Below are 23,417 nucleotides of genomic sequence, written 5' to 3' on the forward strand. Positions count from 1 at the left end.
CAACTACTGCTACGGAGAACCGTACGGCACCCCGGTGCATTCCCCGCCCCGGACGCGGCAGCGCCCCCCGGCCGGGTGGGCCGGGGGGCGCTGTACTGGCCCCGTGCGAGCGGTGCGCTGCGGGGGTCCTCCTGGTTACTGGAGTGCGTCGACCGTCTCGTGCTCGTCGACCGAGCGGGCGAGCCGGGCCAGGGCCCAGTCGCCGTCGCCGAGGAGGTGGTCGATCGCGGTGAGCCGGCTGGTGTAGTGGCCCACCTTGTACTCGGCCGTGACGCCGATCCCGCCGTGCAGCTGGATGGCCTCCTTGCCGATGTGCCGCGACGCCCGGCTGGCCTGCAGCCGGGCCCGGTCGGCCGCGGCGACCACGTCACCGTCGGCGTCGACGACCAGGGTCGCCCACATGACGGTGCTGCGGGCCAGCTCCAGGGAGACGTACATGTCCGCCGCCCGGAAGGTCAGCGCCTGGAACTTGTTCAGCGGCACCCCGAACTGCTTGCGGGCCTTGAGGTACTCCGCCGTCGTGGTCAGCGCCGTCTCCATCGCACCCAGCGCCTCGTGCCCGTAGGCGACCCGCGCGCGTGCCTGGGCCTTCTCGATGGCGGCGCTCTGGTCGGCGGTGCCCTCACCCAGCGGCTGGGCCGGGGTGCCGGCGAAGGTGACCTTCGCCGAGCGGGTGCCGTCGTGGTTGCGGTGCCCGGTGCGGGTGAGCCCCTCGGCGTCGCCCGGCACCAGGAACAGCCGGGTCGCGCCGTCCACGCGTGCGCTGACGACCAGCAGGTCGGCGCGCGCACCGTGCGGCACGGGCTCCTTCACCCCGGTCAGCCGCCAGGTGCCGCCGTCCTCGGTCGCGGTGACCGCCTGCGCCGAGGCCTGCCAGCGGGAGCCGACCTCGGTGTGCGCGAACGCCGGGAGCAGCGTGCCCTCGGCCAGCGCCCCGAGCACCTCGGCGCGCTGGGTGTCGGTGCCGAGGTCGGCCACCAGCCCACCGGCGAGGACGACCGCCTCCACGAACGGCTCCGGTGCCAGCACCCGGCCGATCTCCTCGGCCACGATGGACACCTCGACCGGGCCGGCGCCCATGCCGCCGTCGGACTCCGCGAACGGCAGCCCGAGCACGCCCATCTCGGCCAGCTGGCCCCAGGTCTTCTCGTCGAAGCCCGGGTCGGTGCCGACCACCCGCCGGCGCTGCTCGCTGTCGCCGTACGCCCGGGACAGCAGTGCGCTCACCGCCTCCCGGAGACCGTTCTGCTCGTCGTCGTAGCTGAACTCCACGGTGACCTCACAACCCCAGGATCGAGCCGGCGATGATGGTGCGCTGCACTTCGTTCGAGCCCCCGTAGATGGAGACCTTGCGGTAGTTCAGGTACGACGGCGTGGCCACCTGAGCCCACTCCGGCACGTCGGAGTCGTCGTCGGCGAACGAGGCCACCGACAGCGGGCCGGCGATGTCCACCAGCAGCTCGGTGGCCGCCTGCTGCAGCTCCGAGCCGCGCAGCTTGAGCACCGAGGACGCCGGGTGCGGGCGGCCACCGGCGGAGTTGGCCACCACCCGCAGGGCGGTGAGCTCGAGGGCGAGCAGCTCGTTCTCCAGCTCGGCGATCCGGGCCGTCATGTACGTGTCCTCCGACAGCGGGGCCCCGTTGACCGTGATGCCGCGGGCGTGCTCCTTGGCGTCGATCAGCATCCGCTTGGTGGAGCCGATCCGGGCGATGCCCACCCGCTCGTTGCCGAGCAGGAACTTGGCGTAGTCCCAGCCGTGGTTCTCCTCGCCGACCAGGTTCTCCGCCGGCACCCGGACGTCCTCGAAGAAGACCTCGTTGACCTCGAAGCCGCCGTCGAGCAGCTCGATCGGCCGCAGGGTCACCCCGGGGGTGTCCATCGGGAACAGCAGCAGCGAGATGCCGCGCTGCCGCTTCTCCGCGGTGGGGTCGGTGCGGACCAGGCAGAAGATCCAGTCGGCGTGCTGGCCCAGCGTCGTCCAGGTCTTCTGGCCGTTGACCACCCAGTCGTCGCCGTCGCGCACCGCGGTGGTGCGCAGCGAGGCCAGGTCCGAGCCGGCGTCGGGCTCGGAGAAGCCCTGGCACCACCAGATGTCGAGGTTGGCGGTGGCGGGGAGGAAGCGCTCCTTCTGCTCCTGCGAGCCGAAGGTCGCGATGACCGGGCCGATCATGCTGGTGTTGAAGGCGAGCGGCTCCGGGACGCCGGCCAGCTGCATCTCCTCGCGCCAGATGTGGCGCTGCAGCGGCGTCCAGTCCCGGCCGCCCCACTCCACCGGCCAGTGCGGCACGGCGAGACCGGCGGCGTTGAGCGCGCGCTGGGCCTCGATGAACTGCTCCTTCGTCAGCTCCCGGTGGGCTGCGACCGCGTCCCGGATCGACTGCGGCACCGCGGTGGTGAAGAAGGTGCGCATCTCGTCCCGGAAGGCCCGGTCCTCCGGCGACAGGTGCAAGCGCATGGGACCTCATTCCTGACGGCAACCCTGCCGTCTCGACGTGGGGTGTCGAAGATCCCACATCCGCTACCGGGCAGTAACCGGGGGTCGGTCCGGACGCCCGGCGTCACCCGCCGTGGTCGCGGTCGGGCCACTCGCCCCGAAGGAGGGAAGTCGGTCCGCTCGGCTGGAGAGCCGCTCCCGGCGGGACGACGCTGTGGGCAAGGCCGCGCCGACGCGTCCGGGTGGTCGGCGGGGAGAGGAACCAGATGTCAGCACGGGCCCAGGCGGTGAGCGGGCCACCGGTGACCCTCGAGATCGTCGCCGCTGTCTTCCACGGGGTGGCCGTCAGCGACGCCGTCGCCGTGCTCGTGGTGGAGCAGCGGGACGGCGTGCCGCGGGTCGGCTGGAGCAACGAGCAGGTCGCGACGTTGCTCGGCTACGGCCCCGAGGACCTCCGGGCGGTGGCGGTCGAGCAGCTGCTGCCCACCCTCGGCGGCGGGGAGCTCAAGCTGCTGCTCCGCCGGGAGCGGACCGTGCACATGACGCTGCCGGTGCGGTGCGCCAGTGGCGCCCTGCTGGAGTGCGTGGTCGCCGCGGTGCCGGTCCCGCCACCGGCCGGCCGGCGCTGGACCCTCCGGGTGACCTCCACCGCCACCGAGGCCGAGCGGGCGCTGCGGGCGACCGCCGACGCGCACGAACGCCGGTTCGCGACCCTCACCGAGCGGTCCCCGGTGCCCACGCTGCTGTCCGAGCAGGGCATGCGGCTCGCCCACGTCAACGACGCGTTCTGCGCCCTGGTGGGCCGCCAGGCCGAGCAGCTGCTGGGCACCGGCTGGCTGGACGCCGTGCACCCCGACGACCTCGAGACGGTGGTCGAACAGGCGATCACGGTGCTGGAGGGCGGTGACCGCGAGGCGCAGGCCCGCCTGGTCCGGCAGGACGGGAGCGAGCGCAGCACCGTCATCCGCTTCGCGCACGTGTTCACCCCGGGGGCGGGCGCCGGCTTCATCGGCACCATTGAGGACATCACCGACCGGCTGGCCTTCGAGGCCCGGCTGGCCCACCAGGCCAACCACGACCCGCTGACCGGGCTGCCCAACCGCACGCTGCTGTCCGAGCACGTGGCCGCCCGTTTCCGCCCCGGCGCCGGGGGCCTGGCGTGCATCTTCCTGGACCTGGACAACTTCAAGGTGGTCAACGACTCGCTCGGGCACACCGTCGGCGACGCCCTGCTGGTCGAGGTGGCCGACCGGCTGCGGGCGACGGTGCGGCCGGGTGACCTGGTGGCCCGCTTCGGCGGCGACGAGTTCGTCGTCGTCTGCCAGCAGGTCTCCGAGGACGGCGCCGTGGCGCTCGCCGAGCGGATCGGGGAGGCGCTGCACCGGCCGCTCACCCTCGCCGGGGTCGAGCTGCACCCCCGGGCCAGCGTCGGGGTCACCGTGCAGACCGCCGAGCACGCCGCGGCCGAGGAGCTGATCCGCGACTGCGACATCGCGATGTACCAGGCCAAGGCCGGCGGCAAGGGCCGGGTCACCGTGCTGGACGCCGAGGCGCGGGCGCAGGCCCGGGACAAGCTGCGGCTGGTCGCCGACCTCCGCGAGGCGATCGGCCGCCGCGAGATCACCCTGATGTACCAGCCGATCTTCAGCACCGCCGACGGCAGCGCGGTCGCCGTGGAGTCGCTGGCCCGGTGGCAGCACCCCGAGCGCGGGGCCATCCCGCCCGGCACGTTCGTCCCGCTGGCGGAGGAGAGCGGGCTGGTGTCTGCGCTGGGCCTGCTGGTGCTCGACGAGACCTGCCGGCAGCTGGCCGAGTGGGACCGCCGGCTGGGCGACCGCGCCCCGCAGCGGGCCAACGTCAACGTCTCCGCGCTGCAGCTGGACGTCAACCTGCCCGGCCACGTCCGCTCGGCGCTGCAGCGCCACGGCCTGCCGGCGCGCCGGCTGTCCATCGAGATCACCGAGTCCGCCCTGATGACCGACCCGGCCACCGCCCGCGCCGTCCTGCTGGACCTGCGCGAGCTCGGCGTGCAGGTCTCCATCGACGACTTCGGCACCGGCTACTCCTCGCTGGCCTACCTGCGGCGCCTGCCGGTCGACTGCCTCAAGGTCGACCGGTCCTTCGTCGCCGAGCTGGCCGACGGGCACGCCGAGATCACCTCCGCGGTCATCGCCCTGGCCCGCAGCCTCGGCCTGTCCACCGTCGCCGAGGGCGTGGAGACCCAGGAGCAGGCCGACGAGCTCGCCCGGCTGGGCGCCACCTACCTGCAGGGCTTCAGCCTCGCCGCACCGCTGTCTGGTGCCGACGCCGCCGCCTGGTTCGCCGGGACACGGACCGCCACCCCCACCGACACCCCTGACCTGGAGCTGACGTGACCCCGTCCGCCGCACCGTCCCTGACCGTCGCCCCGGTCTTCGACCTGGAGCGGGTGCTGGGCAGCATCGACAGCATGGCCGCGCAGCGGCCGGTCGCCGCCCAGGTCGTCGCCGAGGCCAACTCCGACCGGGCGAGCGCCAAGGAGCTGTCCCGGCTGCTCGGCGCCGACGTGGCGCTGGCCGGCCGGGTGATGAAGCTGGCGAACTCCGCCTTCTACGGGATGCGTGGGCGGGTGACCTCGCTGCAGTTCGCGGTCACCGTCGTCGGCTTCGGCACGGTGCGCACGATGGCCACGGTCGCCCTCACCGACCTGGACGACGAGTCGCTGCTGCCCGAGGACTTCTGGGAGGTCTGCACGACCCTGGCCCTGGCCGCCTCCACCCTGGCGCCCCGGTTCGCCGAGCGCCCGCAGGACGCCCTCTGCCTCGGGCTGCTGGCGCAGATGGGCGTGGCGCTGCTGCACCACAACGACCCCGCCGGCTACGCCGAGCTGTGGAGCACCCACCGGTCGGCGGTCGCCCGCCGCACGGCGGAGGTGCAGCGGTACGGCATCTCGGCGCTGCGGCTGACCTCCGTGGCGCTGGAGCAGTGGGGCTTCCCGGCGGGCATGCTCGTCCCGCTCACCCAGGTGGACGACGACGCGTCCTTCTCCGGCGCCCTGCTCCGGTCCGCCTTCGAGGTCACCGGGCGGCTCACCGACGGCGACCACGCCGAGACCGCGATCGAGCGGGTCAGCTGCGGTCAGCTCCGGGAGCGGGACGTCGCCCCGGTGCTGGCCCAGGTCCGCACCGATGCGGAGGAGCTGCGCGCCGCCCTGCTCGGGTGAGCAGGGCGGCGCGTCAGGCCCCCCTCCAGGGGCCCGCCACGAGCTCGCGAGCGGTGGGGAGGAGGGGTCCTCCGTCAGGTGGCGGGCTCGGGGTTGTCCGGCTGCGGGTCCGCACCGACCGTGGGCAGGTAGCCCGGAGCCTCGCGGGCCGCGGTCTGGTCCTCGAAGTCCGCGGCGATGTCCAGCAGCTGGGCGTCGTCCCAACGGGCCCCGAAGAAGGAGACCCCGATCGGCAGCGAGTCCCGGGGGCCGGCGAAGCCGGCGGGCACCGAGACGTTCGGGTAGCCGGCCACCGCGGCCGGGGTGGAGGTGGCGTAGACGAACGCGTCGGCCTCCCCGTCCAGGTACTCGTAGCGGGTCTGCCAGGCCGGGGTGTTGGTCAGGCCGACGATGGCGTCCAGGTCGTCCTCGGGGCCGGCGCCCTGGGCGAGCACCTCGTCGATCGAGGCGCGGGCCAGCGTGCGGATCCGATCGCGGGTCTCCCGGATCGCGGCGTCCTCCTCCGGCACGGTGGTCGCCTGGGCCTGCTCGAGCAGCTCCTGGCCGAAGTAGGCGAGCTCGACCGGGTCCTGCTCGTTGAACTCGATGATGCCGGCCAGGTCCGCCGGGTGGTCACCGGGCGTGGCGGCCAGGTAGGCGTTCAGGTCCCGCTTGAACTCCGCCAGCAGCGCCGGGAACTCGCCCGCGCCGATCTCCTCCTGGTAGGCCAGCTGCACCGGGACGGCGGTCGCACCGGCGGCCTCGATCTGCTTCACCGCCGCCGCGAACACCTCCTCGGTCCGGTCGTCCACCACCGCGGCCTGCTCGGCCGTGAGCGTCCAGACGCCGATCCGGGCCCCCTCCAGCGCGTCGAGGTCCAGGTCGGCGAAGTCGGTGGCCAGGTCGGCGGGGATCTCCGCGGTGGCGGCATCGGCGTCGTCGGTGCCGGCGAGCACCTCCAGCATCAGCGCCGCGTCGACGGCGTGCCGGGCCATCGGGCCGGCGGTGTCCTGCTCGGCCGAGATCGGCACGATGCCGGTCCGGCTGACCAGGCCGAGGGTCGGCTTGAACCCGACCACCCCGTTGGCCCCGGCCGGGCAGACGATCGAGCCGTCGGTCTCCGTGCCGATCGCCACCTGGGCCAGCGAGGCGGCCACCCCTGCGCCGGAGCCGGAGGAGGAACCACACGGGTTGCGGTCCAGCACGTACGGGTTGGCGGTCTGCCCGCCCACGCCGCTCCAGCCGCTGGACGAGGCCTCGCCGCGGAAGTTGGCCCACTCGGAGAGGTTGGCCTTGCCCAGCACGATCGCCCCGGCGTCCCGGAGCCGCCGGGTGATCTCCGCGTCGTCGGGGCGGCTGTCCAGCAGCGCCCGGGAACCCGCGGTGGTCGGCAGCTGCTCGGTGTCGACGTTGTCCTTCAGCAGGATCGGGATGCCCTCGAGCGGACCGCGCGCCTGGTTGCGCTGCCGGGTCCGGTCGCTGGCGGCGGCGTCGCGCAGCGCCTCGGGGTTGATGCTGAGCACCGCACCGAGGTCGTCGTTGACGGCGGCGATCCGGGCCAGGTAGGCCGTGGTGAGCTGGACGGCGGTCAGGCTGCCGTCGTCCATCCGGGCCTGCAGTTCGGGGATGGTCAGCGCGTTCAGGTCGAGGCCGCGGATCGGCAGGGTCCCGGAGCCGGCCGCGTCCACCCCGGTGCCGGTGCCGGGCTGGCCCGGGTCCGACGGGGCGGCAGCGGTCGCGCTGGCCGGGACCAGCAGGGCGGCGGCGAGCGCGGCGGTGACCGCGGCCCTCCGGCGCAGGGGCAGGGCGGGTACGCGCATGGGTTCCTCCGAGTGGGCCATGGCCGGGGTAGGTGCACGCTAGGCCCGTCGCCCGGAGCCCGCTCGGTCAACGCGGGGACACTCGCGCGACGCGCCGTCGGGTCACCCGGGACCGCCCGGGAGGGCATGGTGGAGGGGTGTTCGACAGCGACTTCGGCCCGGACCTCATCGCCCTGCTCAGCCGGGAGGTGCTCCGCGAGCGCGCCGGCGCCCTGATCGCGGAGGCCTGCGCCTGGTCGGTCGGGCTCTCCGACCACGACCACCACCTGCGGGTCCGCGGCCGCGTGACGACCACCGGGCTGACCCTCGGCGCCCGGGCGGTCACCGGGCAGCCGCTGAGCGGGGAGGAGGACGGCCGCCTCGAGCTGGGGGACGCCCGGCCCGGCAGCTTCCAGGACGCGCTCAACGCGGTCACCGCCGACGGCACCCTCTACGCCGAGCACTTCGACCGCGAGGTCGTCGAGCCGTTCGTGCTCGCCACCTGCGTCGCCGCCGCAGAGCGCGCCCGGGCGACCCGGCCCGCCGACTGGGCCGAGCTCCTCGACGAGCTCGGCGAGGACGGCGGCGACCTGGTCGAGGTGGTCCGGGTGGGGGAGTGGGAGGCGCCGCTGCGGATCGACGCCGAGCACCTGGTGCTGGCGGCTCTGGGCACGGTGCCGCTGGTCGAGGTGGAGGCCGAGGGCCTGCCGCTGTCCCTGGTGCGGGCGGCGGAGGCGGTCACCCGGGCCGCGGCGCCCCCCGCCGTCCCGGAGACCGGGCCGGCGGCGGACGAGCTGGCGGGTGCGCTGTTCCTCGCCGAGGCGGCGATCGGCACCTCGGGCCTCCCGCTGCCGGTCCCGGTGTCCGCCGCCGACCGGCTGCTCGACGTGCTGCTGGCCGAGGGACTGCTGCCCGAGGAGCTCCCCGCGCTGCTGCCGCACCTCCCGGTGGAGCCGGCCACGGCGGCCGAGCTGCGGGCGACGATCGCCGCCCTCGGGCAGGGGGCGTGACTCAGCCGGCGGTGGCCGGCGGGGGCAGCCGGACGACGTCGGCGGTCACCCCGTGCTCGTGCAGCCGCTCGGGCGCCGGGCTGTCGTAGACGACCAGCAGCCGCGGGCCGGCCGTGTCGTCGTCCAGCAGGCCAATGCCCTCGGCGTGGTCGACCCCGACGCCGAACGGCAGGTCGACCTCGCGGGTCAGCAGGTCGCCCCGGACCACCTGCGGGGTGTCCGCGGTCAGGGCACCGTGCCAGCGGTACACGTGCACCGGGCCGTCGAGGTCCATCGTCGGGCCGGCGAGCACCAGCAGGTCGGCTCCGTGCGGGCACAGGTCGCGCACCCCGAGCCCGGCGAGGTCGAGCACGTGCTTGCGGTACCGGCGGCCGTCCTCGAACGGCTCGAGCACCAGCCGTCCGGGATCGGCCGGGTCGACGGCGGGGCGGAGCTCCAGCACCATCGCCCAGCCGCGCAGCACCGGGCCGCGCAGGCCCAGGTACACCCGCTCCCCGGCCACCGCGATGCCCTCGACGTCCAGGCCGTTGTCCTTGCCCGGGATGGGCAGGAACGGGGCCAGGTGCTCGTCGTCGGCGAGCAGGTCGCGCAGGTCCGGGCCGTGCGCCCCGAAGACGGCGGCCCGCTGGGTCCGGCCCGCCACGGTGGCCTCCCGCACCGGGGTGGGCAGCCCGTCGACGTCGGTGACCGGCATGCGCACGAGGACCTGCCGGTTGGCCTGGCCGGTCACCCGGGCGAGCCGGCGCAGCGCCTTGTCCCCGTCGTGCCGGGCCTTGATCCGCTTGCGCCGCAGGCTGTGCGACCCGACGGCCCAGAGGAAGTCGCCGGCCCGGGCGATGCCCTCGATGTCGGCCTCCTCGTCGGCGTCCTCGCCCGGGAGCTCGACCAGGTCGGCGAGCCGGCAGCTGGTCTGGTCGGCGTACGCCCGCGGCTCGTGCGGGTCGTCGGCGACCAGCCGCTCGATCGTGGCGGTCTCGTCGCCGGCGACCCAGAGCACCGGGCCGTCACTGCGGACGGCGGAGAGGTTGGTGTGGGTGCCGGCCTCCCGGGCCCCGGAGGTGAAGGACAGCAGGACGGTCCGCTCGATGCTCACGCCCGCCACCTTGGCACGGGCGCGACCCCGCGCACGGGGGTCTTCTCACGGCCGCCACCCGGGGTGACCATGGGAGGGCACGGACCCTGTTGGGAGGACAGTGCCATGAGCAGCTCTGCCGACCGCGCCCGCCGGCCGCACCCCGACCCGCTCACCATGACCCCGGCGGAGAAGGTGATCGCCGAGTGGGAGGCCCGCCACGACGTCGCGGCCCGGGGCTCCCGGCCCAGCTTCGGGACGGTGCAGCACTACCTGTCCGAGACCCGGTCCCGGGAACGCTGCGAGGAGGCGGCCCGGCCCCGCCCGGCCGAGCGGCGCGGCAAGCGCTGACCCGGAACTGGTCGAGCACCACAGTCGCTGACCGGTGCGCCGGCCCGCTGTCGGGCACGGACGCCGCCTGGAGACCGAGCGGCGCGCGCCGAGATCGGCCTGGGAGCGGTCACCCGGCCGACGAGACGACCACCAGGCCGATCTCGGCGACGCAACCGGGGTGGGCCCCGCCGTCCCGCAGAGTGTTGCCCGACCGGTCCGGGCGGGGTAGGGGAGCGGCATGCCTGACTACGACGTGAACGAGGCCGGGGTCGCCCACGCCCGGGAGCTGATCGACGCCGGGGAGTACGACGACGAGACCGAGTGGTCCGACGCCGCACCGTCGACCGACGAGGAGAACGAGGAGCGGGAGGACGAGGGCCAGGAGGGCTACGCGCAGTGGCACCTGGCCGTCGACCCGGACAAGGGCGAGGGCACCAAGGGCCGCTACCGGTTCCCCTACGGCGACTTCTCGAAGGTCAACCGGGCGGCGCTGATCCACGCCAAGCAGCGCGCCAGCCAGAACGACCACCCGGAGATCGAGAAGGCCGCCGACGAGCTGCTGCAGCGCCTGGACGCCAAGCGGGGCTGACCGAGCACTGCCCCCGCCGAGATCGGGCTGGTGGCGGTCACCCGGCCTGGGAGGCCGCCAGCAGCCCGGTCTCGGCGCCGTGCCGGACGGAGGTCAGCCGGGCAGCATGCTGCCGGTCTCGAGGTAGCGGGTGTGCCAGCTCAACGCCTCGGTGAGCAGGTGCGGGGTGTGCCGGCCGTACGCGCTGCGCTCGGCCCGCTCGTAGTAGTCGGTCAGCAGCGGCCGGTAGTCCGGGTGGGCGCACTCGTCGATCACCAGCTGCGCCCGCTTGCGCGGCGGCAGGCCCCGCAGGTCGGCGAGCCCGTGCTCGGTGACGACGACCGACACGTCGTGCTCGGTGTGGTCGACGTGGGACACCATCGGCACGATCGAGGAGATCGCGCCGCCCTTGGCCGTCGACGGGGTGAGGAAGAACGAGACGTAGGCGTTGCGGGCGAAGTCCCCCGAGCCGCCGATCCCGTTCTGGATCCGGCTGCCCATCAGGTGCGTGGAGTTCACGTTGCCGTACAGGTCGGCCTCGATCATCCCGTTCATCGCCAGCACCCCCAGCCGGCGGACTATCTCCGGGTGGTTGCTGATCTCCTGCGGCCGCAGCAGGATCCGGTCGCGGAACTCGTCGATCTGCGCCTCGAACTCGGTGATCGCCGCGGGGCTGAGCGAGAACGCGGTGGCCGAGGCGGAGACCAGCGTGCCCGAGCGCAGCAGGTCGAGCATGCCGTCCTGCACCACCTCGGTGTAGGCGGTCAGCTGCTCGAACCGGGACTCCTGCAGCCCGGACAGCACGGCGTTGGCCACGTTCCCGACGCCGGACTGCAGCGGCAGCAGCTCGGCCGGCAGCCGGCCGCGGGCCACCTGGTGCTCCAGGTACTCGATCAGGTGCCCGGCGATGGAGCGGGCGACGTCGTCGGGTTCGCTGAACGGGGTGTTCCGGTCCGGGGCGTGGGTCTCGACGACGGCGACGACCTTGTCCGGGTCGACCCGCAGGTGCGGCACCCCGATCCGGTCGCCGGGCCGGGTGAGCTGCACCGGCCGGCGGTTCGGGGGCAGCGCCGTCCCGTAGTAGACGTCGTGCATGCCGTCCAGCCCGGCCGGCTGCCAGCTGTCGACCTCCAGCACGACCCGGTCGGCGAGGTCCAGCCAGGTCTTGTTGTTCCCGACCGAGGACGACGGGACGAGGTGCCCGTCCTCGGTGATCCCGCTGACCTCGACGACGGCGACGTCCAGCGGGCCGAGGAAGCCCTCCCACGCCAGCTGGGCCACGTGGGACAGGTGGACGTCGACGTAGTCGATCTCCCCGGCGTTGATCTTCTGCCGGGCGACCGGGTCGGACTGGTAGGGCAGTCGCAGCCCGATGGCGTCGGCGGCGGCCAGCGCGCCGTCCAGCTCCGGTGCGGTGGAGGCCCCGGTCCACAGGTCGACCCGGAACTCCTCGCCGGCGGCGTGCGCGGCGGTGATCCGCTGGGCCAGCAGCTCCGGGACCGCCTTCGGGTGGCCGGCGCCGGTGAACCCGCTCATGCCGAGCGTGTCGCCGGGCCGGATGAGCGCGGCCGCCGCGTCGGCCGGCACCACCTTGCGGGCCAGCGCTGCGTTGCGGATGCGACCGGTGTCCATCGTCCTCCGACCTCGTCGTCCCGGGCCGGTCCGGCCCATGCGCCCGACGCTACGGGCGGGACGACGGTCCTGCCCGGGGAGGTCGGGGGCCCGGGCTGCGGGTCCGGGCACGCCGGACCCGCTGCCCGGGCCTGGCGGGCTCAGGCCCCCCGGGGGGTGTCCGAGCGCGGGCCCAGCTCGGCCGTCGGGCCGCTGACCCTGCGCGAGCCCTTCACCGTGGCGAACGAGGTCTCGTAGCCGACCGTCGCCTGCGGGTCCAGCCGCGGGTCGACGGCCAGCCCCTTGTCGCCGTTGCTGCGGATGAACCAGTAGTCCGCCTGCACCCGCTGCGGCGTCACGTCCAGGACGACGAAGCCGTGCCCGATGCCCTCCAGGTAGCGCACCCAGGGGTTGGCCGACTGGAACGCGGCGGTGGTCGCGGTCGCCGCGGCCGCGGAGCCGACGGCCTCCTTGAACCCGTTGCTGGTCACCGACGGGCAGACGAACTCCACGCCGACGGAGTTGCCGTCGGTGGGGTAGCCGGCGACGTCGGTCGGGAGGTCGTTGGCCCAGGAGGAGTGGATGTCGCCGGTGAGCACGACCGGGTCGGTGCCGGCGGCGGCCATCGCGTCCAGCACCGCGCGCTGGTCGGCCTGGTAGCCGTCCCACTGGTCGGTGTTGAACACCGAGCCGGGCACGGTGCCCGGCCGCGGGACGGCGAACACCCGGGCGAACACGGTCTGGTTGCCGACCAGGTGCCAGTCGGTGCGGCCGGTGCGGATGCCCCTGGTCAGCCAGTCCAGCTGCGGCGGCTCGGGCAGGTGGCGCCGGGGGTCGGCCAGCGCCGGGTTGACCGCGCCGTCGACGGTGCCGGGCACCTGCTCGCTGCGGTTCTGCCGGGTGTCGACCACCGACAGCTCGGCCAGGTCGCCGAAGCCGAAGCGGCGGAAGAACTGCCGGCCCTTGCTGGGGCGTGGCTGCCACATCGCGGGCTCGCGGATCGGCATCCACTCCAGGTAGGCCTGGAACGCCTTGGCCCGGCGGAAGAGGAAGTCGCCCTCGGGCTTGATGCCGTCGGGCTTGCCCGGCTCGGTGTAGGGGGTGTCCGGGTCGTCGTCCCGCTCGTGGTTCTCCGCCCCGAAGTCATAGGCGTCGTTGGTGATCTCGTGGTCGTCGAAGATCACGATCCACGGGTGCTGCTGGTGCGCCCGCTGCAGGTCCGGGTCGGTCTTGTACAGCGCGTGCCGGATCCGGTAGTCCTCCAGCGACACCATCTCGTGGACCGGCTCGTGGTCCCGGATGCCGATCAGCGCGTTGGGCCCGTACCGGTCGCCGGAGCCGGCGGCGCCGGCGACCCGCGGGGCGTTGCCGTACTCGTAGAGGTAGTCGCCCAGGTGCAGCACGAAGTCGAGGTCGTCGCGGGCGGCGATCCCGCGGTAGGCGGTGAAGTACCCGCCGGTCCAGTTGCTGCAGGAGGCGAAGGCCATCCGCAGCGCGTGGGTCTGCCCGGGCTCGTCCGGGGCGGTCTGGGTGCGGCCGACCGGGGAGGTCTGGCCGGCGCAGGTGAACCGGTAGAAGTACCGCGTGTACGGGGTCAGCCGGTTCACCACGACCTTGACGGTGTGGTCGCGGCTGACGTCGGCGACGACGTTCCCGCTGCGCACGACGCGGGTGAACGCCTCGTCGGCGGCGACCTCCCAGCGGACCGGGACGGCCGGCCCGCGGCGGCTGCCGGGCAGCGACTCGGGGGTGGGCGTCGCCCGGGTCCAGAGGAGCAGCTCGGTGGCGGTGGGGTCGCCGCTGGCGACGCCGAAGCCGAAGACGCCGGAGCGGGCGGTCTCGGCCACGGCCGCGCGGGCGGCCTCGCTGGTGAGCCCACCGAAGGTCAGGGCGGCGGCGGTGACCGCGCCGCCCTTCAGCACGGTGCGGCGGGACAGGGGGGCGTCGAGGGGCATGCCGGCACTGTGGTTGCACCGGGCGACGAGTGGGCGGTGCCTGCGTGAACGCCCGGCGTCTCCCGCTCGGCCGTTTCCCCTCCGGGGGTGACGGGCAGGTGAGACCGGCAGGCGAGCTCTGCCGGACCGCCCGAGCGCCCCCTCCGCGGGCGCCGCCGTCCGGCACCGACCCGCGACCAGCACGACGACGGGAGACCCCATGGCCATCGCCACGATCAACCCCACCACCGGGGAGACGCTGAAGACCTACGAGCCGCTGTCCGACGACGCGCTCGAGGGGAAGATCGCTCGCGCGGCCGCCGCGTACCGAAGCTACCGGCGCACCTCGGTGCAGGACCGGGTGCGCTGGCTGCGGGCCGCGGCCGACGTGCTGGACGCCGACACCGACGCCGTCGCCGAGCTGATGACCACCGAGATGGGCAAGCCGCTGGCCGCGGCGAAGGCCGAGGTCGGCAAGTGCGCGAAGGCGCTGCGGTACTACGCCGAGCACGGGCCGGCGATGCTCGAGCCGCAGGAGCTGGACTCCGACGCGGTCGGCGCCCGGCAGGCGTACGTCTCCTACCAGCCGCTGGGCGTGGTGCTGGCGGTCATGCCGTGGAACTTCCCGCTCTGGCAGGCGATGCGGTTCGCCGCCCCGGCGCTGATGGCCGGGAACGTCGGGCTGCTCAAGCACGCCAGCAACGTGCCGCAGACCGCGCTGTACATGGAGGAGCTGTTCCGCAAGGCGGGCTTCCCCGACGACGTCTTCCAGACCCTGCTCATCGGGTCCTCGACGATCGAGCGGGTCATCCGGGACGACCGGGTGGTCGCCGCGACGCTGACCGGCAGCGCGCCGGCCGGCCAGTCGGTGGCCTCCATCGCCGGGGACGCGCTCAAGCCCACCGTGCTGGAGCTCGGCGGTTCCGACCCGTTCATCGTGATGCCCTCGGCGGACCTGGAGGCTGCGGCCGGGGTCGCGGTGACCTCGCGGAACCAGAACAACGGGCAGAGCTGCATCGCGGCCAAGCGGTTCTTCGTGCACCGCGACGTCGCCGAGGAGTTCACCCGGCTGTTCGCCGAGAGGATCGGCGCGCTGACCGTGGGCGACCCGATGGAGGAGGGCGCCGAGGTCGGTCCGCTGGCCACCGAGTCCGGTGTCCAGGACGTCGAGGCCTACGTGGACGACGCCCGGGCCAAGGGCGCCACCGTCGTGGTCGGCGGCTCGCGGGTGGACCGGCCGGGCTGGTTCTACGAGCCGACCCTGCTCACCGGCATCACCCCGGAGATGGACCTCTACGCCGAGGAGGTCTTCGGGCCGGTCGCGGCGCTGTGGACCGTCGACTCCCTCGACGAGGCGATCGAGATCGCCAACAGCCACCCCTACGGCCTGGGCTCGAACCTGTGGAGCGAGGACGAGGCCGAGCGGGCGCAGTTCGTCCGCGACATCGAGTCGGGCATGGCCTTCGTCAACGGCATGACGACCAGCTACCCGGAGCTGCCCTTCGGCGGGGTGAAGCAGAGCGGCTACGGCCGGGAGCTCACCGAGCGGGGCATGCGTGAGTTCATGAACGCCAAGACCGTCTGGGTCGGTGCGCCCAGCAGCGAGCAGCGCGCCGGCGACTCCGCGGGCTCGGCCAACGAGTGACCCCGGAGGGGCCGGAGTCGCGACCCCGGCCCCTCCGGTCAGCTCAGCCGGGGAGCCGGGCCGACGCCGGCCACGACGGTGCGCAGGCACTCCGGCAGCCCGGCGCTCGTACCCGTGACCCCGGGCCCGCCGGCGCTGACCCAGGCGACCAGGCCGGCGGTCCGTTCCGGTGTCTGCACCTCGGTCAGCCAGACCGCGGGGCCGGGGCGGCCAGTGCCGGGCTCTCGCCAGGCCAGCCCGGCGACCGCCGCCCGGTCGCAGGCGCCGACGCAGCCGGCGGTGACGAGCACCGCGCCCGTCGTGTGCCGGACCGCCTCGGCCACCTGGTCGACGCCGTCGGCGGTACCGGCGAGCCGGCGCAGCGCGGCGCACCGGTGCCCGATGCACAGGGCGACCAGCGGCCCACCTGCGTCCCCGCCCGGCACCGGGCGGCGGGTCACGGCAACAGCCCGCGTTCGGCGGCCGTGCGCAGCCGCTGCGGCACGAGCCGGACGACGCCGTCCACGGTCACCGGCACCAGCGGCACCGGGGTCGCCTTCCACTGCGACCGGCGCGAGCGGGTGTTGGAGCGCGACGTCCTCCGCTTCGGGACGGCCATCGGTCAGCCCCGCTTCCGGGCGCCGTAGCGCTGGTTGAACCGCTCGACCCGGCCGGCGGTGTCCAGCACCCGCTGGTTGCCGGTCCAGAACGGGTGCGAGGCCGCGCTGATCTCCACGTTGACCACCGGCAGGGTCTCGCCGTCCAGGTCGATCGTCTGCTCGGTGCTGATCGTGGAGCGGGTGCGGTAGGTGGCGCCGCTGGCGGTGTCGCGGAACACCACGGTGCGGTACTCGGGGTGGATGCCGGCTCTCATCGGGAGTGGTCCTCTCGGTCGGTGGTGCTGGTGTGCAGGTCAGCGGCGTCCGCGGGGCCGGCGGCCTCGCAGGGGTCCTCATGCCAGGCGCTGAACGGGTCGGGCAGGGTGCGCCAGCTCTCCTCACCGGCGGCCAGCTCCTCGTCGGTGAGCAGGGCGGCGGTGAGCGCGGCGGTGATCAACTCGGCCGGCTGCCCGTGGGTGAGCACGACCAGCTCGACGTCCCGGTCGCCGTGCAGCGGGTCCCAGCGCAGCGCTGCGGCCGCCGAACGCGCCGGGTCGACCTGGCTCCACAGCTCGGCGTCGTCGCCCAGGGTGGCCAGCCACGGGCCGGCGTCGCCGATCCGCAGGCCTCCGCCGGCCGACTCCAGCCAGATCGCCCGGTCCGGTTGGCTGGCCAGCCACAGCCGGCCGCGGCTGCAGACCACGCCGGTCATCAGCACGTCGATCGCCTCGTGCAGCCGCTCGGGGGAGAAGGGGCGGGTGGCGGAGAAGCGCACCAGTTGCACGTCGGCGACCGCGTCCAGCGGTGGCTGACCGGCCAGCAGGGCGTCGTGCGGGGTGGGCATCCGGCCGCGCTTCGCCGTCACCGGGAGCGCGGTGAGCAGCTCGTCGGGGTGGGTGCTGCCGAGCCGGCCCCGGGGCGCGCCGGGCACGAGGCGGTCGAGCACGGCGGTCAGCCGGACCGCGGCCCAGCCGTCGTCCGGCGCCCCGGCGAGCAGGACCGCGTCGGCGGCGGTGAGCTGGCCGACGGCGACCTGCGCCAGCGTCCGCTCGTCGTCGACGGTCGCGGCGAGCCCGCGGTCGTCCATCGTCTCCTCGCCGGTGGCGGCGTCCAGCCAGCTGCCCGCGTCGACGGCGACGAGCACGCCGGCCACCTCGACCCAGTCACCGGCGGTCTCGCCGTCGGCGTCCGGCCCGGTGCTCCCGTCCAGTTCGGTGTCCTCGTCCAGCAGCACCTCCTCGAACGCCCAGCACAGGTGTTCGGGCTCCAGCGCGGGGTCCAGCTGCAGCACGATCCGGTGGACGTCGTCCCGGCGGGCCAGGGTGCGCAGCAGGGGCAGCAGGTCCAGCCGGAGCGTGCAGGACAGGCAGCCGTGGGCGAGCTCGATCGCGGCGGTGGACTCCACGACGCCGGTGTCCCGCTGCTCGCGGAGGGTGCGGACGACGACGCCCTGGCCGAGGGCCCGCACGTCGTGGTGGACCACCACGGTGCCGGGCCGGTCCAGCAGGGGGGCGGCGGCCTGCGCGATCAGGTGCCGGTCCAGGCCGCTGACGAGCACCAGGGGGGTGCGGCGGGTGTTCATGCCGACACCCTAGCTGCACACGACAATCATGTTCATCTAGTGTCTGGAGCTGCTCCCGCCCATCGACCCCCGGAGGCAGCCGACGATGGCCACCTACTGCGAGGTGACCGGACGCACGCCGAGCTTCGGCAAGTCCGTGAGCCACTCGCACCGCCGCACCAACCGCCGCTTCGACCCGAACCTGCAGTCCAAGCGGTTCTTCCTGGCCAGTGAGAACCGCTGGATCCGGCTCACCGTGTCCACCAAGGGCATCAAGACCATCGACGTCCAGGGCATCGAGGCCGTCGTGGCCCGCATCCGGGCGACCGACCCCGCCGCCCGCCGTCGGCTGGGTGCGGGGCGGGGGAACGGCTGATGGCCCGCGGCAACGACATCCGCCCGATCATCAAGCTCACGTCCACGGCCGGCACCGGCTACACGTACGTGACCCGGAAGAACCGCCGCAACGACCCCGACCGGCTCGTGCTCAGGAAGTACGACCCGAAGGTGCGCAAGCACGTCGACTTCCGCGAGGAGCGCTGAGATGGCCAAGAAGTCCATGATCGCCAAGGACCGGCAGCGGCGGGAGGTCGTCGCCCGGCACGCCGAGCGCCGCGCCGAGCTCAAGGAGGCCGCCCGCACCGCGGCCACCCCGGAGGCCCGCGCCGAGGCGCAGGCCGCACTGCAGCGGCTCCCGCGCGACGCCAGCCCGACCCGGCTGCGCAACCGCGACGTCGCCGACGGCCGGCCGCGGGGTCACCTGCGGAAGTTCGGCCTGTCCCGCGTGCGCTTCCGCGAGATGGCGCACGCCGGCGAGCTGCCGGGCATCCGGAAGAGCTCCTGGTGAGCCCCGCGATGACGGCGGGGGAGCGAGCATCGCAGGGAGCGCCAGCGACCGAGGAGCGGAACGACTCCGGAGTCGAGCGATGAGTCCTGCCCCGCGACCGGTGCGGCCCCGCAAGAAGCTCCGGCTCGACGGCCCGGTCGACTGGAAGGACGTCGGCCAGCTGCGCACCTTCATCTCCGACCGCGGCAAGATCCGTGCCCGCCGGGTCACCGGCCTGACCCCTGAGCAGCACCGGCAGGTGGCCCGGGCGATCAAGAACGCCCGCGAGATGGCCCTGCTGCCCTACCCGGGCACCGGTCGCTGACCACCGTCACCGTGTGGCGGGACCGCGACGACCGGATGCTGCTCGCCCTCCGCTGACCCGGCTCCCCGTTCCGGCTCTGCCCTCGTTCCACCGACATGGCCATCCTGGTGGAACGGGGGCGGGTCAGGGGAGCGACTCCGCGGGCAGGGCGGCGGGGCGGTCGTGGACGACGGTCCCGGCGTGGGCGGGGGAACGGCGGCGGGCGATCCGCGCGACGCCGAGGACGGCGTAGGCGGCCACCGCCATCAGCACGATGGTGCCGCCGGAAGGGGTGTCGGCGTAGTAGGAGACCACCGTGCCGCTCACCGATACGGACACCCCGATCAGCACCGCGACGGCCAGGCTGGACCGGAAGCTGCGGGCGACCAGCTGGGCGCAGCCGGCGGGCAGCACCATCAGCCCGCTGATCAGCAGCAGCCCCAGCACCCGCATCGACAGGGTGACGGTGGTGGCGGTGACCACGGCCAGCAGCAGGTTCAGCGGCAGCACGGGCAGGCCGCTGGCCCGGGCGTGCTCCTCGTCGAGCGCAACGGTGAACAGCGACCGGCCCAGCCCGACCGTCACCCCGAGGACGACGGCGGCCATCACGGCGAACACCACCAGGTCGGCCCGGGTCGTGGTGGTGAGCGCGCCGAACAGGTAGCTGTCCAGCGTGATCGGCGTGCCCGCCGGGGCGCGGGTGACCACGACGACGCCCCCGGCCAGCCCGCCGTAGAACATGATCGCCAGCGCGACGTCGGCGCTGGCCGACCGCCGCGCGCGCAGCACCTCGACCGTCACCGCGCCGACCACGGTGGTCAGCAGTGCGGTGAGCACCGGCGCGGAGCGGGTGACCAGGCCGACCGCCACCCCCAGCAGCGCGACGTGCCCGAGGCCGTCGCCGATCAGGGACAGCCGGCGCTGCACCAGGTAGACGCCCACCGTGGGCGCGGTGAGACCGACGAGCACCGCGGCCGCCAGCGCCAGCCGCATGAACTCGTAGCTCAGCACGGGGCCGCCGCACCCGGGAGGGTGACCACGCGGGTGACGACGTCGGCCAGCGGGCCCAGCTCGTGCAGCACCACGACGACGGCAGTGCCGGCCTCGGCGAGCCCGGCGAGGGTCGCGGCGAGCACCCGCTGGCTGGCCGCGTCGACGCCGGCGGTCGGCTCGTCCAGCAGCAGCAGCTCCGGGTCGCCGGCCAGCGCCCGGGCCACCAGCGCCCGGCGCTGCTGGCCGCCGGAGAGCTCGGCGAGCGGCCGGCGGTCGAACCCGGCCAGCGCCGTGCCCTCCAGGGCGCAGTCGACCGCGCAGCGGTCGGCCTCGCCGAAGCGCTGCCAAGGCCGCAGCCGGTTCAGCCGCCCGGTGGAGACGAGCTCCCGCACGGTCACCGGCACCCCACCGGCGACCGTGTGCCGCTGCGGCACGTAGCCGACCCGGTGCCAGTCGCGGAACCGGGCGCGGGGCCGGTCGAACAACCGCACCTCTCCGGCGTGCACCTCGCACAGGCCCAGCAGCCCGCGGACCAGCGTCGACTTGCCGGACCCGTTGGGGCCACGGACGGCGACCACCTCCCCGGGGGTGACGGTCAGGTCGACCCCGGTGAGCACCGGCTGCCTGCCGTGGCCGAACGCGCCGCCGCGCACCGACAGGACGGCGTCCGACGTGGGCGCGTGAGGCCGGGCCGGGGCGCTGGCGCTCAGGAGCACTGCTGGCCCTCGCGGAGACTGGCCAGGTTGGCCCGCATGATCTCCAGGTAGTCCTCGCCCCGTGAGGCGTCGGTGAGCCCCTCGATGGGGTCCAGCTGCCGGGTCTGCGCGCCGGTCTCCCGCGCGACGGTCTCCGCGACGGCCGGGCTGACCAGCGTCTCGAAGTAGATGGTCGCCACGTCGTGCTCCCGGACGAACTCGGTCGCCTCGGTCAGCGCGTCGGTGGAGGGTTCCGCGTCCGGCGCCAGCCCGCTGATGCCGAACTGCTCCAGGCCGAAGGAGCCGGCGAGGTAGCCGAAGGCGGTGTGGCTGGTCACCAGCTCCCGGCTGGCGCAGTCGGCCAGGCCGGTGCGGAACTCCTCGTCCAGCTGCTCGAGCTCGGCGCGCAGCTCCGCGGCGTTGGCGGTGTACTCCTCGGCGTTGGCCTCGTCCACGGTGCCCAGGCGCTCGGCCAACGCGTCACCGACGTCGGCCATCCGCATCGGGTCGTGCCAGAAGTGCGGGTCGGTCACCACCTCGTCGGCGTGCCCCTCCTCGTCGACGTGCTCCTCCTCGTCGGCGTGCGCGTCTTCGTCGGCGTCTTCGTCGGCGTCCTCGTCGGCGTGCTCGTGGTCGTGGGCCTGGTAGGTGAGCGAGAGGTCGGCCGGCTCGCCGGCGTCGAAGGCGGAGTCGGCGGCCTGCTGCTCGATCGCGGCGTCCACGGCCGGCTGCAACGTCGGCAGGTGCACGACGACGTCGGCCTCGGCGACGGCGGCGACGTCCCGTGGGGTGAGCTCGTACTCGTGCGGCTCGGCGCCGTCCGGGGTGAGGGAGGTGACGTCGGCCAGGTCCCCGGCCACCTGCTCGCTGAGCCACGCGAGCGGGTAGAACGCCGCCACGACCGTCAGCCCGCCGTCGTCGGTGCCGGCGTCGGCGTCGGCGGTGCCGGAACAGCCGGCCAGTGCCACGGCCGTGGCGCAGGCGAGGGTCACCGTGGACAGCGAGCGGGAGGTGGTGCGTCGGGAGGAGGACGGCATGGCCCGATCGTCGCCATGATGAGAATCATTGTCAAATAAGGCGATCATGGGAAGGGCCGCTCAACCCACCGCAGCGGGCTGCTGCGGGGACGGGGCCGTCGTCCCGGTCGCCACCGGTGCCGGTGTGGCCGGCCGCCGCTGCCTGCGGCTGAGCCCGGACAGCGACACCGCGAGCACGGCGGCGGTCACCAGCGCGCCGGTCGGGGCGAGCACCGCCCACGGCGCCCGCTCCACGTAGGGCATCCCCTCGGCCAGCAGCAGACCCCACTCGGGGGTCGGCGGCGCCGCCCCCAGGCCGAGGAAGCCCAGCGCGGCCAGCGCCAGGGCGATGCCCGGCAGCCGCAGCACGGCGTTGCGGGCGGCGGCGGGCAGCACCGCGGGCACCACGTAGCGCCAGGTGATCGCCGCCGGCCCCACCCCGAGCACCGGCAGCACGGTCACGTGCCGCTGCCGCCGGACCTCCTCCGATGCGGCCGCCACGTAGGCGGCGATCGGCGCCCACGCCACCAGGGCCACGGCCAGGGCCGCTCCGGACTGCGACGTGCCCAGCACCGCGGCGACCAGCACGCCGACGATCACCGGGGGAGCGGCGTTGGCCACCTCCACCGGCCCGACGGACGCCCGGGGGACCAGCCCCACCAGGACGCCGACCACCAGGGTGGCCACGACCACCAGCGCCGCCGTCCCGACGGTCTGCACCGCACCGTGCGCCACGCGGGCCAGCAGGTCCCGCCCGCTCGCGTCGGCACCGAAGGGCAGGGCGGCGCTGGGCGCGGCCAGCCGGGGATGTGCGGAGACGAAGGGGTCGCGCCCCAGTCCGGCGGCGACGACGCCCGCCAGGAGCGCGGCGGCACCGGCCGGCAGCAACCAGTCGCGGCGGCGGGACGGGGTGGCGCGGGCCGGCACCGGCACGCTGCCGCTGCGCAGCGCCCGCCCCAGCAAGAGCGCCCGGGTGAGCGCGGCCAGGCCGCCGAGGACCGCGGACACCCCGAGCAGCAGCAGCATGCCCGCCTGCAGGGTCGGCAGGTCCTGCGCCTGCGCGGCACCCAGCACCGCCCGTCCCAGCCCGGGGACGGCGAACACCTCCTCGACGGCGACGGCCCCACCGGTGAGGCCGACGAGCACCAGCGCCACCTGGGTGGTCAGCGCGGGCAGCGTGCGGCGCACCAGGGCCCGGGCGAGCTGCCCGGTCGAGGCGCCGGCCACCTGCCAGGTGGCCACCCAGCGCTCGGTGCCGGTGACGCTCAGCCCGTCGGCCACCAGGCGGCCGATCAGCCCGCCGGCCGGCAGGCCCATGGCCAGCGCCGGGAGCACCACCGAGGGCAGCCCGGTCCAGCCGTAGGGCTCGAACCAGCCCAGCCACACCGCCCCGACCAGGAGCAGCACCGAGGCCAGCAGGAACTCCGGCAGCGCGGTGAGCGCGGCGCCCGCGGCACCACCGGTCCGCCCGGACCGGCCGCGGGCGACCCGGCGCAACGGGGGCACGCACAACAGTGCCGCGGTGACCAGGGCCACCACGAGCGCGGAGCCCATGAGCGTCACCGACACCCCGAGGGCGCGGATGATGCCCGGGCCCACGGGTCCGCCGGAGATCCAGGAGGTGCCCAGGTCGCCGCGCAGCAGCCCGGACAGCCAGTGCCCGAGCAGTCCCAGCGGCCCGGCGTCCAGACCGAGCTCGGCCCGGATCGCCGCCAGCGCCTCCGGGGTCGCCTCCTGCTCGGCCGAGCGTGCCCGGAGGATCGACAGCTCCGGGCTGCGCCCGGACAGCCAGGGCAGCACCCCGACCAGGGCGACCACGCCGAGGACGGTGGCCACCCGGGACGCAGCGGTCACCCA

Annotated in this window: 24 protein-coding genes; 10 read left to right on the forward strand and 14 right to left on the reverse strand. The window is 74.7% G+C overall.

All coding sequences use genetic code 11. The features are described 5' to 3' along the window. Nucleotides 1-135 precede the first annotated feature (135 nt). Nucleotides 136-1,272 (reverse strand): acyl-CoA dehydrogenase family protein, encoded by a 1,137-nt coding sequence (locus tag FB380_RS15820; protein ID WP_166755879.1) that lies wholly within the window; start codon nt 1,270-1,272, stop codon nt 136-138. 7 nt (nt 1,273-1,279) lie between these two features. Next, nucleotides 1,280-2,455 carry an acyl-CoA dehydrogenase family protein gene (locus FB380_RS15825; protein ID WP_166755880.1) on the reverse strand — a complete coding sequence of 392 codons (1,176 nt, stop codon included), beginning with the start codon at nt 2,453-2,455 and terminating at the stop codon, nt 1,280-1,282. A gap of 245 nt (nt 2,456-2,700) precedes the next feature. Between FB380_RS15825 and FB380_RS15830 the strand changes: the two genes are divergently transcribed. Beyond that, complete coding sequence (locus FB380_RS15830) at nt 2,701-4,809, forward strand: putative bifunctional diguanylate cyclase/phosphodiesterase (protein WP_166755881.1); 2,109 nt, start codon at nt 2,701-2,703, stop codon at nt 4,807-4,809. After that, the gene (locus FB380_RS15835) at nt 4,806-5,636 is read left to right on the forward strand and encodes an HDOD domain-containing protein (RefSeq protein WP_229681913.1); all 831 of its coding nucleotides are present in this window, start codon (nt 4,806-4,808) and stop codon (nt 5,634-5,636) included. Before FB380_RS15830 ends, FB380_RS15835 begins: the two co-directional genes overlap by 4 nt. Before the next feature lie 74 nt (nt 5,637-5,710). Here the strand turns inward: FB380_RS15835 and FB380_RS15840 are convergent, their stop codons facing one another. Continuing rightward, entirely contained in the window at nt 5,711-7,435 is a 1,725-nt protein-coding gene (locus FB380_RS15840) for an amidase (RefSeq protein ID WP_166755882.1), read from the reverse strand. Nucleotides 7,436-7,572: 137 nt separating this feature from the next. Between FB380_RS15840 and FB380_RS15845 the strand changes: the two genes are divergently transcribed. Then, entirely contained in the window at nt 7,573-8,424 is an 852-nt protein-coding gene (locus FB380_RS15845) for a hypothetical protein (protein WP_166755883.1), read from the forward strand. 1 nt (nt 8,425) lies between these two features. On the opposite strand, the gene FB380_RS15850 is transcribed toward FB380_RS15845, so the two are convergent. After that, nucleotides 8,426-9,517, reverse strand: coding sequence for a DUF3616 domain-containing protein (locus tag FB380_RS15850; RefSeq protein WP_166755884.1), 1,092 nt, complete (start codon nt 9,515-9,517; stop codon nt 8,426-8,428). A 105-nt stretch (nt 9,518-9,622) separates the two neighbouring features. Here FB380_RS15850 and FB380_RS15855 point away from each other — a divergent pair, with 105 nt between their 5' ends. Together FB380_RS15855 and FB380_RS15860 are read left to right on the forward strand one after the other, a co-directional pair. Continuing rightward, entirely contained in the window at nt 9,623-9,847 is a 225-nt protein-coding gene (locus tag FB380_RS15855) for a hypothetical protein (protein ID WP_166755885.1), read from the forward strand. A 220-nt stretch (nt 9,848-10,067) separates the two neighbouring features. Next, the gene (locus FB380_RS15860; protein WP_166755886.1) at nt 10,068-10,418 is read left to right on the forward strand and encodes a hypothetical protein; all 351 of its coding nucleotides are present in this window, start codon (nt 10,068-10,070) and stop codon (nt 10,416-10,418) included. 93 nt (nt 10,419-10,511) lie between these two features. On the opposite strand, the gene FB380_RS15865 is transcribed toward FB380_RS15860, so the two are convergent. Both FB380_RS15865 and FB380_RS15870 read right to left on the reverse strand, forming a co-directional pair. Beyond that, nucleotides 10,512-12,029: an acetyl-CoA hydrolase/transferase family protein gene (locus FB380_RS15865; RefSeq protein WP_166755887.1), complete on the reverse strand. Its 1,518-nt coding sequence runs from the start codon at nt 12,027-12,029 to the stop codon at nt 10,512-10,514. Between the two features lie 140 nt (nt 12,030-12,169). Continuing rightward, nucleotides 12,170-13,963, reverse strand: coding sequence for an alkaline phosphatase D family protein (locus FB380_RS15870; protein WP_166755888.1), 1,794 nt, complete (start codon nt 13,961-13,963; stop codon nt 12,170-12,172). A gap of 199 nt (nt 13,964-14,162) precedes the next feature. Between FB380_RS15870 and FB380_RS15875 the strand changes: the two genes are divergently transcribed. Then, on the forward strand, nt 14,163-15,587 hold the full coding sequence (locus tag FB380_RS15875; protein ID WP_166755889.1) for an NADP-dependent succinic semialdehyde dehydrogenase: 1,425 nt from the start codon (nt 14,163-14,165) through the stop codon (nt 15,585-15,587). A 38-nt stretch (nt 15,588-15,625) separates the two neighbouring features. On the opposite strand, the gene FB380_RS15880 is transcribed toward FB380_RS15875, so the two are convergent. From FB380_RS15880 to mrf, 4 genes are read right to left on the reverse strand one after another with little or no spacing between them, the layout of a single operon-like run. Continuing rightward, nucleotides 15,626-16,027 (reverse strand): hypothetical protein, encoded by a 402-nt coding sequence (locus FB380_RS15880; protein ID WP_166755890.1) that lies wholly within the window; start codon nt 16,025-16,027, stop codon nt 15,626-15,628. Next, complete coding sequence (gene rpmF / locus FB380_RS15885; protein ID WP_166755891.1) at nt 16,024-16,185, reverse strand: 50S ribosomal protein L32; 162 nt, start codon at nt 16,183-16,185, stop codon at nt 16,024-16,026. Before rpmF ends, FB380_RS15880 begins: the two co-directional genes overlap by 4 nt. Nucleotides 16,186-16,188: 3 nt before the next feature. After that, a complete protein-coding gene (locus FB380_RS15890; RefSeq protein WP_166755892.1) occupies nt 16,189-16,440 on the reverse strand; it encodes a type B 50S ribosomal protein L31 in 252 nt (83 codons plus the stop codon). Continuing rightward, a complete protein-coding gene (gene mrf / locus FB380_RS15895) occupies nt 16,437-17,747 on the reverse strand; it encodes a ribosome hibernation factor-recruiting GTPase MRF (RefSeq protein WP_166755893.1) in 1,311 nt (436 codons plus the stop codon). The genes FB380_RS15890 and mrf overlap by 4 nt, the downstream gene beginning before the upstream one ends. Nucleotides 17,748-17,832: 85 nt before the next feature. Between mrf and rpmB the strand changes: the two genes are divergently transcribed. The 4 genes from rpmB to rpsR all read left to right on the forward strand — a co-directional run bounded on the left by rpmB (nt 17,833) and on the right by rpsR (nt 18,877). Then, nucleotides 17,833-18,102, forward strand: a complete 270-nt coding sequence (gene rpmB, locus FB380_RS15900; protein ID WP_166755894.1) for a 50S ribosomal protein L28 — start codon at nt 17,833-17,835, stop codon at nt 18,100-18,102. Beyond that, nucleotides 18,102-18,269 (forward strand): 50S ribosomal protein L33, encoded by a 168-nt coding sequence (gene rpmG, locus FB380_RS15905; protein WP_166755895.1) that lies wholly within the window; start codon nt 18,102-18,104, stop codon nt 18,267-18,269. The genes rpmB and rpmG overlap by 1 nt, the downstream gene beginning before the upstream one ends. Before the next feature lie 16 nt (nt 18,270-18,285). Further along, entirely contained in the window at nt 18,286-18,573 is a 288-nt protein-coding gene (gene rpsN / locus FB380_RS15910) for a 30S ribosomal protein S14 (RefSeq protein WP_444543263.1), read from the forward strand. A gap of 79 nt (nt 18,574-18,652) precedes the next feature. Beyond that, nucleotides 18,653-18,877: a 30S ribosomal protein S18 gene (gene rpsR / locus FB380_RS15915; RefSeq protein ID WP_166755897.1), complete on the forward strand. Its 225-nt coding sequence runs from the start codon at nt 18,653-18,655 to the stop codon at nt 18,875-18,877. Nucleotides 18,878-19,000: 123 nt separating this feature from the next. Here rpsR and FB380_RS15920 read toward each other — a convergent pair whose 3' ends face one another. The 4 genes from FB380_RS15920 to FB380_RS15935 are packed head-to-tail and all read right to left on the reverse strand — an operon-like array spanning nt 19,001 to nt 23,414. Continuing rightward, nucleotides 19,001-19,867 carry a metal ABC transporter permease gene (locus tag FB380_RS15920; RefSeq protein ID WP_229681914.1) on the reverse strand — a complete coding sequence of 289 codons (867 nt, stop codon included), beginning with the start codon at nt 19,865-19,867 and terminating at the stop codon, nt 19,001-19,003. Then, a complete protein-coding gene (locus FB380_RS15925) occupies nt 19,861-20,565 on the reverse strand; it encodes a metal ABC transporter ATP-binding protein (protein WP_208382875.1) in 705 nt (234 codons plus the stop codon). Before FB380_RS15925 ends, FB380_RS15920 begins: the two co-directional genes overlap by 7 nt. Next, nucleotides 20,556-21,581 (reverse strand): metal ABC transporter substrate-binding protein, encoded by a 1,026-nt coding sequence (locus tag FB380_RS15930; protein WP_166755898.1) that lies wholly within the window; start codon nt 21,579-21,581, stop codon nt 20,556-20,558. The genes FB380_RS15925 and FB380_RS15930 overlap by 10 nt, the downstream gene beginning before the upstream one ends. 60 nt (nt 21,582-21,641) lie before the next feature. Continuing rightward, nucleotides 21,642-23,414 (reverse strand): ABC transporter permease subunit, encoded by a 1,773-nt coding sequence (locus FB380_RS15935; RefSeq protein ID WP_208382876.1) that lies wholly within the window; start codon nt 23,412-23,414, stop codon nt 21,642-21,644. Between the last annotated feature and the right edge of the window lie 3 nt (nt 23,415-23,417).

It is taken from the genome of Modestobacter marinus, assembly GCF_011758655.1.
GTDB lineage: Bacteria > Actinomycetota > Actinomycetes > Mycobacteriales > Geodermatophilaceae > Modestobacter > Modestobacter marinus.